General features: G+C 61.4%; 10 protein-coding genes. 9 read left to right on the top strand and 1 reads right to left on the bottom strand.

The window, feature by feature from the left end; translation table 11 throughout:
• Positions 1 to 140: 140 nt before the first annotated feature.
• The 4 genes from V1280_RS16395 to V1280_RS16380 all read left to right on the top strand — a co-directional run bounded on the left by V1280_RS16395 (position 141) and on the right by V1280_RS16380 (position 5221).
• Positions 141 to 1883, top strand: a complete 1743-nt coding sequence (locus V1280_RS16395) for a CocE/NonD family hydrolase (protein WP_334525853.1) — start codon at positions 141 to 143, stop codon at positions 1881 to 1883.
• 28 nt (positions 1884 to 1911) lie between these two features.
• Entirely contained in the window at positions 1912 to 2700 is a 789-nt protein-coding gene (locus V1280_RS16390) for an enoyl-CoA hydratase/isomerase family protein (protein WP_334525851.1), read from the top strand.
• Positions 2701 to 2754: 54 nt separating this feature from the next.
• Positions 2755 to 4431, top strand: coding sequence for an AMP-binding protein (locus V1280_RS16385; protein WP_334525849.1), 1677 nt, complete (start codon positions 2755 to 2757; stop codon positions 4429 to 4431).
• Between the two features lie 97 nt (positions 4432 to 4528).
• Positions 4529 to 5221 (top strand): TetR/AcrR family transcriptional regulator, encoded by a 693-nt coding sequence (locus V1280_RS16380; RefSeq protein ID WP_334525847.1) that lies wholly within the window; start codon positions 4529 to 4531, stop codon positions 5219 to 5221.
• A 1240-nt stretch (positions 5222 to 6461) separates the two neighbouring features.
• On the opposite strand, the gene V1280_RS16375 is transcribed toward V1280_RS16380, so the two are convergent.
• A complete protein-coding gene (locus V1280_RS16375; protein ID WP_334538324.1) occupies positions 6462 to 6944 on the bottom strand; it encodes a winged helix-turn-helix transcriptional regulator in 483 nt (160 codons plus the stop codon).
• Between the two features lie 206 nt (positions 6945 to 7150).
• Here V1280_RS16375 and V1280_RS16370 point away from each other — a divergent pair, with 206 nt between their 5' ends.
• From V1280_RS16370 to V1280_RS16350, 5 genes are all read left to right on the top strand, one after another.
• The gene (locus tag V1280_RS16370) at positions 7151 to 7789 is read left to right on the top strand and encodes a 2-hydroxychromene-2-carboxylate isomerase (protein ID WP_334525845.1); all 639 of its coding nucleotides are present in this window, start codon (positions 7151 to 7153) and stop codon (positions 7787 to 7789) included.
• Between the two features lie 61 nt (positions 7790 to 7850).
• Entirely contained in the window at positions 7851 to 9398 is a 1548-nt protein-coding gene (locus tag V1280_RS16365) for a class I adenylate-forming enzyme family protein (RefSeq protein WP_334525843.1), read from the top strand.
• A gap of 45 nt (positions 9399 to 9443) precedes the next feature.
• The gene (locus V1280_RS16360) at positions 9444 to 10181 is read left to right on the top strand and encodes an SDR family oxidoreductase (RefSeq protein WP_334525841.1); all 738 of its coding nucleotides are present in this window, start codon (positions 9444 to 9446) and stop codon (positions 10179 to 10181) included.
• A 12-nt stretch (positions 10182 to 10193) separates the two neighbouring features.
• Entirely contained in the window at positions 10194 to 11375 is a 1182-nt protein-coding gene (locus V1280_RS16355) for an acyl-CoA dehydrogenase family protein (protein ID WP_334525839.1), read from the top strand.
• A 20-nt stretch (positions 11376 to 11395) separates the two neighbouring features.
• Positions 11396 to 12526 (top strand): acyl-CoA dehydrogenase family protein, encoded by a 1131-nt coding sequence (locus V1280_RS16350; RefSeq protein ID WP_334525836.1) that lies wholly within the window; start codon positions 11396 to 11398, stop codon positions 12524 to 12526.
• The last annotated feature ends 12 nt before the right edge of the window (positions 12527 to 12538 follow it).

Here is a 12538-nt window from a genome sequence, read left to right as displayed (position 1 = left end):
GGAGCGGCTCGAAAATTATACTTTACATACGTAAAGTATTGTGAGATAACCCGACCAGTCGAGGTGATCGGCTGAATTGCCTCACGCTCGACCACTGCTGAACATCGACGGCCAACGCCACAAAAACGGGGAGTGAAGCGATGATCGAGGAGCGTGACATCATTGTTGCCATGCGCGACGGCGTGCGGCTCGCCGTTGACGTCTATCGTCCCGACACGCCGGGCCGGTACCCGGTGCTGTACGCGTCCGCGTTGCACAACAAGGACATCCAGGGCCCGGACATCGCGGATATCCTGCCGCCGCAGCCGGCTCATGCGCCGCTCTGGTTCGGTCCGATCGAGGCGGGCGATACGCGTCGCTTCATCGCTAATGGCTATGTTCATGTGATCGCGCAGCCGAGAGGCTCGGCAAAATCGGAAGGGCACTACGGCCACGAGAACACGGACCATTACGACCTGATCGAATGGATCACGCAGCAGCCCTGGTCAAACGGCAAGGTCGGAATGGTCGGCATCTCCGGTTATGCCGGCGAGCAATGGCGCGCGGCCGCGCAGGGGCATCCGGCGCTGAAGGCCATCTTTCCCTATGATGCGTGCAGCGCCTATGGCGGCATGTTCGGATTCCGCGATTTCAATCCCGGCGGGGTCCTGCACAGCTTTCCGTATTTGCTCGACGTCTTCAGCACGGTCCACGAATCGCGTGACCGCCCCGCGGAACTTCCCGCCGCCGAAGAGCAGCTCTGGCGCCGGGCCATGCAGAACCCGGACTACAAGCAGTACATCAACCTCTACAACATCCTCACGCAGAAGGGGCAGCGCACGTTCATCATGTACCTCATGATGACGCAACCCTGGGAGATGGACGGAACGGTCGAGCGCTCGGAAGAGCTGTTCAGGAAAATCAAGATACCGTTCTACACGGGCTCGGGCGCCTATGCCTACACGTACAAGCTCCATTGGCTGGGCGCGCAGCACTATTTCCAGAACGTCGACGCGCCAAAGAGACTGCTCTTCACCGGCCCGGCCCATCTCGAGCGGCCATTCCATCAATATCACGACGAAATCATCCGCTGGTACGACCATTGGCTGAAGGGCGAGGACACCGGCATCATGAACGAGCCGCCGGTGCGCTATTGGCTCATGGGCGCCAACGAGTGGCGAACCGGAACGGATTGGCCGCTGCCGGAGACCCAATGGACGAAGTACCATCTGTCCCACTGGGAGACCTTGTCGACAGAGCCGCCGCGACCTGCCTCGCAACTCGGCGCTGCGGCGCGCGAGCCCGACGTCTTCACGCAGATGCCGGTGACGCGGACGACGAATGTCGAACGTCTGCGCTACATGACGGATCCCTTGCCGCACGACGTCACCGTCGCAGGCCCGATCACGCTGACGCTGTATGCGTCGATCGACCAGGACGACACCAACTGGATCGTCGTGCTCAAGGACGTGGGCCCGGACGTCTCGGTTCGAACCGCGCGCGAGGGCGAACGCGATGTTCCTTCATTGCCCGAGCGCGAGCTCACGCGAGGTTGGCTGAAGGCGTCCTACCGGGCGCTCGACGAGAAGCGTTCGAAGCCCTGGGAGCCGTTCCACATGCTCACGCGGGATGCGATCAAGCCCGTGACGCCGGGAGAGGTCGTCGAGTACCAGATCCAGATCCTCGCGACCGCAAACCAGTTCAAGGCAGGTCACCGCATCTGCCTCGACATCACTTCCATGGACGTCCCGACCGGCACGGGAGCCATGACCAACGTCGAATACATTCCGTACCACGTTTGCAGCAGCAAGACCGTCACCCACAGAATTTATCGGGATGCGGAGCGGCCGTCACACCTGCTGCTGCCGATCGTTCCTGAGCCCGCCGGCGGGCGTTTGGCCTGATGTCCGGCACATGAAAGGAATCTCGACCATGAAGACGATCCGATTTGAACGAGATGGCGCCGTCGGAAACATTGTTCTGGCCAATCCGCCTTTCAATCGACTCGATCTGCGTTTCGCGGAAAACCTGCGAGCAGCAGTGCGTGAGGCTAGCCAAAGCGACATTCGCGTGCTCGTTGTCCGTTCGGAGGGGCCGCACTTCAGCTTCGGCGGCGAGGTGCGCGAATGGCCGGGGAAGGACATCAACTGGTTCAGAACGTTCGTCGCGGACGTGAACGTCGCTTATCGGGCGATCGAAATGTTGAAAGTTCCGACCGTCGCCGTGGTGCAGGGAATCGCGTTCGGCGGTGGCTTCGAGCTTGCCCTGGCGTGCGATTTTATCGTTGTGGCCGACAACGCGGTCCTGCGGTGCGTGGAGGTGACGACGGCGATGCTGCCGATCGCAGGCGCGCTGCAGCGGATTGCCGAACGCGCCGGCCGCGCGCGCGCATCGCGTTTTGCGATGCTCGGCGAGCCGATATCGGGGCGTGATGCCGGAACGCTCGGAATCGCCACCCACGTGGTACCTGAAAGCGAACTTTCAGCTACCGCGGCTGACCTGACGCGACAGCTCGCGACCGGGCCGACCCGATCCTACGCCGCGACACGTACACTGCTCAAGGCGTGGTCGAGTGGAGGAGTGGCGGCAGCCGACCTCGTGATGCTCGACGTGGCCATGGAGCTCTATGACGGTGTGGATGCGCAACGCGGATTTGCCAACACGGCGGAAGCGTTTGACAAGGACATCGAGCCGCCCACACTGGTGTTCGAGGGGAAGTGAGCAGGCCCGCACGCAGAGCATACAGGCCGAACATTCGAGGCAGAGGAGGTCGTCGTGCAGCACGAAAGTTATGTGCATGGCAACAGCGGCGCGCCGTTGATCGGGACGACGATCGGCGCGCTTCTGGACGAGGTGGCCGCGATCGACGGATCCAGGGAGGCGCTGGTTGTGGCGCACCAGAAAATCCGATGGACCTATTCGGAGCTCAAGGCGCGCTCCGACGCGCTCGCAGCCGGGCTCCTGACTCTTGGCCTGGAGCCGGGAGACCGGGTCGGCATCTGGTCCCCGAACTGCGCCGAGTGGACCGTCGCGCAGTTCGCGACGGCGAAAGCCGGCCTGATCCTGGTCAACGTCAATCCCGCCTATCGCCTGAGCGAGCTGGAACACGCCCTGGGTGTCGTTGGGTGTCGTGCACTGATCACCGCCGCCCGTTTCAAGACGAGCGACTATATCGCAATGATCGGCGAGCTGGTCCCGGAATTGAAGAACGGAAACGGTGAGCTGAAGAGTGCGCGGCTGCCGGAGCTGCGTCACGTCATTTCGATTTCGGGCCAGCACGATGGCTGCCTCGCATTTGACTGGATCCTGGAGAGAGGCAAGCTGGTCGGCAACAGGCGGCTGGATTCGGTGTCGGCGACGGTGCAGATGGACGATGCCGTCAATATCCAGTTCACGAGCGGCACCACGGGCTTGCCGAAAGGCGCGACGCTTTCGCATCACAATCTCATCAACAATGCCTTCTTCGTGGGAGAGACGACCGGGATCGAGCCTGGTTCTCGCGTGTGCATCCCGGTGCCGCTGTATCACTGTTTCGGCATGGTGATGGGCAATCTCGGCTGCGTGACCCATGCAGCAACAATGGTCTATCCATCCGAGTCTTTCGATCCGCTGCGGACACTGGAGACCGTCGAGGCGGAACGCTGCGACGTGCTCTACGGGGTCCCCACGATGTTCATCGCGCAGCTCAATCACCCCGAATTCTCTCGTTTCGACTTGAGCTCCCTTCGTCGTGGCATCATGGCGGGAGCGCCGTGCCCGATCGAGGTCATGAAGGAAGTGGCTTCGGCGATGCATATGAGCGAAATAACCATCGCTTACGGTATGACCGAAACCAGTCCCGTCAGCTTCCAGAGCAGCCGGGAGGATCCGCTCGAACTGCGCGTCTCCACGGTCGGCAGGATACAGCCGCACCTTGAAGTCAAAATTGTCGATCGAAGCGGCCAGCTCGTTCCGCGCGGCGAGGCGGGGGAGCTCTGCACGAGAGGCTACTCGGTCATGCTCGGCTACTGGAACGATGAGGCGAGGACGAAGGATGCCATCGACCCGGCCGGCTGGATGCATACGGGCGACCTGGCGACGATCGACAACGATGGATATTGCCGCATCGTCGGACGGATCAAGGACATGGTCATTCGCGGCGGCGAGAACATCTATCCGCGTGAAGTCGAGGAATATCTGTATCAGCATCCGGATATCCAGGACGTCCAGGTATTCGGCGTTCCCGATACGAAATACGGTGAAGAGCTCTGTGCGTGGATCATTGCAAAGGCCGGTGCCACCACCGATGAGGAGGGGGTCCGCAAGTTTTGTCAGGACCGTATCTCGCACTACAAGATCCCCCGCTACATCCGGTTCGTCGAGAGCTTCCCGTCCACGGTGACCGGCAAGGTCCAGAAGTTTGCGATGCGCGAGGCGATGATCGAGGAGTTCGCACGCCCAACCAAAAGCTGACAGGGAATCTGCTGAGAGGCAGGCTCAGTTGAGTTGACAAGAGCCGATCAATGCGCTGCGTGACGTTCGGTTAGGAATCATGTTAATCGAAGGCCAAATGGCGAAGAAAGCTGTCCGGCGAGCGCGCCCGCGCAAAAGGGCCGAACAACAGCGCGCGATCGAGACGCGAGCCTCGATCCTGGATGCTGCCATTACTGAATTCGCTGAGCGCGGGTTTGAAGGGGCGAGCATTCGTGCGATTGCAGACCGCCTCGGTCTGCAGCATCCGCTCATCACATACCACTATCGCAACAAGGATATCCTCTGGCGGGCCGCGGCCGAGCATGCGTTCGCGCAAATCAGGGCAGGGTGGGATAGTTCGATCCCGGAAAATTCCGGTCTGCCGCCGCTTGCCCGACTGCGGGAGGAATACGCCACGCTGTTTCGCTACACCGTCGCATTTCCCGAGTTTCATCGGTTCATGCGTCAGGAATCGCTTTCGAACAATCCGCGACTGAAGTGGGTTGCGGAAACGGTGCTGACGCCCCTTCTGGGACGGTTGATTCCGCAGATCGTCGCAGCGCAGAAACAGGGGCTGCTTCCCGCGGTCGATCCCATTCTTTTTCATTATATGATGGTCGGCCTCACCGCCACGCTTTCAGGGTTCGGGCCGGAAATGCAGGTTACGAGCGGACTGTCCGCCAAGGACACGAAGGTCGCGGAAGCGTATTGGGGCCTGGTGGACGAAATGATCTTTGAAGCACAAACGCGCGGGAAATCCGTTCGGGGTGGGGAAGCGGGGAACCGCTGAATACGGGCAGGGTCAATTCCGCAGTTGTGCCGCTAGTGCACGACCGGGCCGTCGAAGTGATTCCTCTATACCCGATGATATCCCGTGCGAGTACCGAAGACGGTAATAGACGGAAGCATCAGTTCGCGGCCGATATGTGTGGATTGCGGGGGGGAGGAGCGGCGCACGATACGCCCCAAGCGGGCAGCGGATCGGGTGCAAACGCCAAGTGGCTATCCCCATTCTGACCAGGAGAAATTCCGTAACGATCTCAATGGGCCAAACATGCTGGAAGTGTCAGAACGGCCCTTGGAAACACTGCAAGATTTCTCGACTTCCAAGCTGAATGCACTCCGGCTGCTATTTCAAACGGTTACCACCAGCGAGTGTCGGTATCGGTGGGTTGCGAGTCCCCGGTTTAAACCTACCGTGCGACTAGCTTCTGAGTTTAGGCGGACGATCGGAGGAAATATCGCAGATTTGCGTCGTGTGGGGAAAGGCGGTAGCGGTCTCCTGACTCGAACCCCCGACGATTCACGATCCGCCTTTCCGCTCTCGTCAATCGAGACCGGTCATTCCGACAAGGAGAAAAACCTGTTGCGCTTTCAATGTAGGTTTGGCGGTTCGGCTGTCGGAATAGGCATTGATTTTCCTGGCAGATCATTCGCCACTTAATCAGCGGGTCCCAGGTTCGAGCCCTGGTGCGCCCACCATATAAATCAAGATCTTAGCGAGAGAAACCGTTTGAGAGGGCCGAACGAAAGCGGCTTTTCAAACGGTCTTTTCCGGCCGGACAACCCTAAATCGCTCGCGATAACTTGAAGTCTGCACGAGACCGGGCGGTCCGTTTCGATCGGATCGGTAGCGGAGGCGGCTACACTCATTTCGCCCGGAATCCGGCGACGAGTTCTCCTGGGTCGCCGGGCTGACCTACAACTTCAAGAACCGCGACACGCCGAAACGGGGCGGACTTTCATGTCGGTTGGGGTGCGTCGCATTTCTTCGACAACAAGCTCCAACTCGGGGCTCGACGTACGCCGCATACCGCGATGGCGCGACCAACAGCGTTAACTTCTCGGTCTCGCACCGGATGAGCGTGGCCAAGCGCGCTTCATGCACCGCGCAGCCTCCATCGCGATTGACGTGGCGCGCGGCCCAATAGCCGATGCAAGGAGTAGATAGGGTCGACATTCGCCGACTGTGCGTGCTCTCAGCCGATCACCCTTGGCTACCCCACATCAGCGATGAATGACAATTGCGATTATCGAACGCTTCCGCCAGCACGCGAGGGCTTCCGCGCGCCGGGGCCCGGATGAACATGGACTGCCTTTGCCGTCAGCGGTTCACCGCATTCGGAACAGACCATGACGGGGTCAAACATCTTGTGGCAGTTCTTGTGTTCGTGCAGGAGCGGTCGTCCGCGCGAGTCGATCATGTGGACGTTGCCCCAGTGCACGATCGACATGATGATCGGATAGAGGTCGAGACCCTTCTGCGTCAGGATATATTCGTAGCGCTTAGGGGCATCCTGATAGGGAATTTTGCGAAGCACCCCGAAGCGGACGAGTTTCTTCAGCCGGTCGGCTAGCAGGTGCCGGGTCAAGCCGAGCGACGACTGAAATTCGTCGAATCTGCGGATCCGAAGAAAACATTCGCGCAGGATGAGCAGGCTCCAGCGGTCACCGATCACCGCCACCGTGCGGGCCAGCGAGCACGGCTCCTCCTCAAGAGCATCCCATTTCATCAACGTCTCCAGTCGATCTGCAGCATCTAAGAAGATAAATTCTAAATCAGAACTAACTACATTTCAATAGGATGCCTCATTCTAAGCCGAAACGGCAGCATTGAATGATGATTATCATATTGACAGTTCTAAAATAGAACTTTAAGACTCGCGCCACGATCAATCAGGTGGCGAACGATTGCCGCCATCGAAGGGAAGGGCGTTCCATGGCAGCTCCGCTCAAGGTCGAGTTTCACTTCGATTTCGGCAGTCCCAACGCCTACCTCGCCGAGCTTGCGCTGCCCGCCATTGAGCAGCGAACTGGGGTCAAGTTCGACTACCTGCCGGTGCTGCTCGGCGGCGTCTACAAGGCGACCGGCAACATGTCGCCCGCGGAGTCGCTACGCGGCATCAAGAATAAGCCGGAATACAATGCGCTCGAGACCGAGCGTTTCCTGCGCCGTCACGGCATCACGAAGTTCAGGATGAACCAGTTCTTCCCGGTCAACACGCTTGCGCTGATGCGCGGTGTTGTTGCGGCGAAGTTCGAGGGAGTGTTCGAGCCTTACTTCCGCGCTGCGTATCACCACATGTGGGTCGAGCCAAAGAAGATGGACGATCCGCAGGTCTTCCGCGAAGCGTTCCTGTCATCCGGGTTGGACATCGACCGCATCACCGCCCGCGCCCAGCAGGACGACGTCAAGAAGAAGCTGATCGAGAATACAAGCGCTGCCGTGGCGCGCGGTACGTTCGGCTCTCCGACGTTCTTCGTCGGCAGCCAGCTTTACTTCGGCAAGGACAGTCTGCGCGATGTCGAGGACGAAATCCTCGCGCAATCGACCGCGCAGCAGCGCAAGAGCGCCTGACCGCGCGGGACGCATCCAGAACGAGCCGAGCCCGCAAAGGGCCTTTCAACGGGAGGTGTCATTGTCGAACTGGCAGCAGGCTGCGGCCGAAATAACGAACGCATTGCCGCATCGCATCCATGAGGTAGTGGACCACTATGTTGACGCCACACCTGACCGAACGGCTCTGATCGAAGACAATGCCACTCTGACCTATCGCGAACTCGACCGGGCGGTTGGTGCCACAGCGGACGCGCTCCGCGCGCTCGGTATCCGCGCTGGCGATCGCATGATGATCGTCAGTGAGAACTCGATCGCGCTCGCCTGCCTCCTGTTCGCTGCAAGCCGCCTCGATGCCTGGGCGATCGTCGCCAATCCTCGGCTGTCGCCGCGTGAACTGGATCAGATCAGGGATCACAGCGGCGCCCGGCGCATGTTATTCACGGCCAAGGTTTCCGAAGAGGCGGTCGCGCACGCGATGCGTTACGACGCTCGGGTGCAGGACGTCGGGCCGCTCCGCGACATCGGCGTTTCTGCCCTAAACCAGGAGGCGCAGGCCGAGCCGGTCGAGGCCGACGGCGCGCGGCAAGTGGCGGTCCTCATCTACACGTCCGGTACGACCGGAACGCCGAAGGGCGTCATGCTCACGCATCGGAACCTGCTGTTCTCGGCAAGGACCACAGCGAACTTGCGCAGCATGACGGCAGACGACGTGCAGTATTGCGTGCTCCCGATCTCGCACATTGTTGGCATATCGCTGTTGACGATGACGCTGATGGTTGGGGGCGTGACCCGGCTGGTCACGAAATACAATCCCGCTGCACTGGCCAAGGCGCTGGCCGAGGAAGGCATCACGCTTCTGAACGGCGTGCCCGCCACCTACCAGCGGCTGCTGGAATACAAGCAGATGGCGGGGTTGCAGAGGCTGGAGCGCGGTGCGCTGCGTCTGATGAGCGTCGCTGGTGCACCGCTCGATCTCGAGCTCAAGGCGAGGGTCGAGAAGGAGCTTGGTCTACCGCTCGGCAACGCCTTTGGCATCACCGAATGCTCGCCCGGCATTTCCGGTGTGCGGCCCGAGGCGCCGCGTAGCGACAATTCGGTTGGCGTCCTCGTGCCGGGTATCGAAGCCAGGATCGTGGCGCGGGACGGCGCTATCGTGACGAACGGCGAGATCGGCGAGCTGCATGTCCGCGGACCGAACGTGATGCGCGGCTACTACCGCGCGCCCGACCTCACGGCGAAAGCGATCGACCCGGACGGGTGGTTCAACACGGGCGACCTCGCGCGCTTCGAGGGCGATGCGATGTTCATCGTTGGCCGCACCAAGGAGATGATCATCCGTTCTGGCTTCAACGTCTATCCGGCCGAGATCGAGGCGGTGCTCAGCACCCATCCCGACGTGGTGCAATGCGCCGTGGTCGGGCGGCCGGTCGTGGGCAACGAAGAGATCGTGGCCTTCGTCCAGCTTCTCAAAGGCTCGTCGGCCACCGCGCAGGACGTGATGGCGCATGTTGCGCCGGAGCTCACTTCCTACAAGCGGCCGTCAGAGATCATCCTCATGGACGCGCTGCCGGCCACTTCGACTGGCAAGCTCCTGAAGCACAAGCTGGCGGAATCGCTGCGCAACTGAAGCGGGCGAGATCGCCTCAATAACTCACACGGCTGGAGAAGTCCCTTGCAGAAGAGAAACAGGACGGTTGCGGTGATCGGCGCCGGCGACTTCATCGGCGGCGAGATTGCCAAGAAGTTCGCCTCGGAAGGCTTCACGGTCTTCGCTGGTCGGCGCAACGGCGACAAGCTGGCGCCCCTGGTTGCGGACATCGAGGCCGCCGGCGGCGAGATCCACGCCCGCTCGCTCGATGCGCGCAGGGAGGAGGAGATCATCTCCTTCCTCAATGACGCCGACAAGCACGCGCCGCTCGAGGTCTGCATCTTTAACATCGGCGCCAATGTCAACTTCCCGATCCTCGAGACCACCGAGCGGGTGTTTCGCAAGGTCTGGGAAATGGCCTGTTATTCCGGCTTCCTTGCGGGGCGCGAGGCAGCGCGGTTGATGCTGCCGCGCGGAGGCGGCAACATCTTCTTCACCGGCGCGACTGCGTCCTTGCGCGGCGGTTCCGGCTATGCCGCCTTCGCCAGCGCCAAGTTCGGCCTGCGGGCCGTCGCGCAGGCGATGGCGCGCGAACTCGGACCGAAGAACATCCATGTAGCGCACCTGATCATCGACTCCGGCGTCGATACCGAATGGGTGCGGCAGCGCCGGCTCGAAGCGCTCGGCCCCGATGCGCTCGACAATCCGGACCTGTTGATGCCGCCCGCGTCGGTGGCCGCGTCCTATTGGCAGCTCTACCAGCAGCCCAAGAGCGCCTGGACGTTCGAGCTCGAGATCCGTCCCTTCGGCGAGAAGTGGTAAGGAGCGCAGCCCATGGAGCTCGCGCTATCCCCTGAAGACGCGGCGTTTCGCGGCGAAGTCCGCGCCTTCATCAAGGACAATTATCCGGCCGAGATGCGCGTTCCCAATCCGGAGACCGACCTCTCCAAGGAGCAGATGCTGCTGTGGCATCGCATCCTGCACAAGAAGGGCTGGATCGCGCCGCTCTGGCCCAAGGAATATGGCGGGCCCGGTTGGTCGATCACCCGCCGTTTCCTGTTCGAGCAGGAGACCAGCCGTGCCGGCACGCTGCCGCCTCTGGCGTTCAGCGTCACCATGGTCGGCCCGGTGATCTACACCTTCGGCAATGAGGGGCAGAAAAAGAAGTTCCTGCCGCGCATCTTGTCGGGCGAGGACTGGTGGTGCCAGGGCTATTCCGAGCCGGGCTCGGGCTCGGATCTCGCCACCGTCCGCACCAAGGCGGTGCGCGACGGCGACCACTACATCGTGAACGGCCACAAGACCTGGACCACGCTGGCCCAGCATGCGGACTGGATCTTCTGCCTGGTTCGCACAGATCCGACGGCCAAGCCCCAGTCAGGTATCTCGTTCATTTTGATCGACATGAAGTCGCCCGGCGTCACGGTGCGGCCGATTATCACTATCGACGACTCCCATGAGGTCAATGACGTCTTTCTGGAAAACGTCCGCGTTCCCATCGAGAACCTGATCGGCGAGGAGAACAAGGGCTGGACTTACGCCAAATTCCTGCTCGGCAATGAGCGCACCAGCATGGCCGGGATCGGTCGTTCGACGCGCTATGTCGAACGATTGAAGCGGATCGTGAAGGCCGAGATCCCGGAAGATGATCCGGCGCATCTCGAATACATCAGGGATATCGCCCGCATCGAGCTCGATGTACTGGCGCTGGAAGCGACCGAGCTTCGCGTCGTGGCGCAGATGGCGCGCGGCATCGATCCGGGGCCGGCCGCCTCGCTGTTCAAGATCCGCGGCACCGAGATCTTCCAGAACATCACCGAGCTGACCCATCGCGCGATAGGCACCTTTGGACTCGCGATCCGCGAGCATCCGGTCAGCGCCAACCATTTCATGCCGGGACCGGACTACGGCCACACGGCGTCCGAGAAATATCTCAATTCGCGCAAGCTCTCGATCTACGGCGGATCGAATGAGATCCAGCGCAACATCATCGCCAAAGCAGTGCTCGGTCTCTAGCGACGCCACGAGAGGATCGGATGGATATCCAGTTCACGGAAGAGCAGGAATTGTTGCGATCCAGCGTCCAGCGGCTGCTGCGCGATCAGTATGGCTTCGACGCGCGCCGCAAGGTCGTTGTGAGTGAGGACGGCTTCAGCCGCAAGCACTGGGCGGAATTCGCCGAGCTCGGGCTGCTCACGGCGCCATTCTCGGAGGCGGTCGGCGGGCTCGGCGGCGGGCCGCTGTCGACCATGATCATCATGCAGGAGTTCGGCCGGCATCTTGTGGTCGAGCCGTTCCTCGAGACGGTCGTGGTGGCCGGCGGCCTGATCGAGCAGGCGGGGTCGGACGCGCAGAAGCAGTCCTTCATCGCCGATATCATGGCGGGAACAAAGCTCTGGACGCTGGCCTGGACCGAGAAGGGCTCGCGCTTCGATCTCGCGACCGTCACCACCACGGCGCGCCGGGACGGTGACGACTACGTCCTCACCGGCGAGAAGGCGGCGGTGATGGCTGCGCCCTGGGCGGATCATCTGATCGTCTCCGCCCGAACCTCTGGCCATCGTCACGACCGCGGCGGCGTCAGTCTGTTCGTGGTCGATCGCCGCGCCGCCAATCTCGATCTCCAGAGTTTCAGGACCATCGACGGCCGCAGGGCGGCGGAGATCAGTCTGCGCGGCGTGCGTGGGGAGCTATTGGGTAAGGAAGGCGAGGGCGTTACAGCGCTTGAAGCATGCCGCGACCGGGCGATCGGTGCGCTCTGTGCCGAAGCGGTCGGTGCGATCGGCGAATTGAACGCGGCGACGCTGGATTATTCCAAGACACGAAAGCAGTTCGGCGTCACGATCGGCAGCTTCCAGGTGCTGCAGCACCGGATGGTGGACATGTTCATCGCACATCAGGAGGCGCTATCCCTGATGCAGCATCTCAGCCTGAGTCTCAATAATGGCGAGGCCGGCATCTCCCGGCTGGCGTCCGGTGCAAAATCCAAGATCGGCTATTCAGCCAAGTTTGTGGCGGACCAAGCCGTGCAGCTCCATGGCGGCATGGGCATGACCGACGAGCTCAATGTCGGCCACTATTTCAAGCGAATCTCTTCCATCAACATCCAGTTCGGCGATCCCGCCTACCACGTGCTGCGCTATGCGCAGCTTGACGCGGTCGCCTGAGACAGAGAGGCA

The sequence above is a fragment of the Bradyrhizobium sp. AZCC 2230 genome, assembly GCF_036924495.1.
GTDB classification, from domain to species: Bacteria; Pseudomonadota; Alphaproteobacteria; order Rhizobiales; family Xanthobacteraceae; genus Bradyrhizobium; species Bradyrhizobium rifense.
The sequence above is the reverse complement of the archived record's forward strand: the minus strand, read 5'-3'. Positions and strand labels throughout refer to the sequence as shown.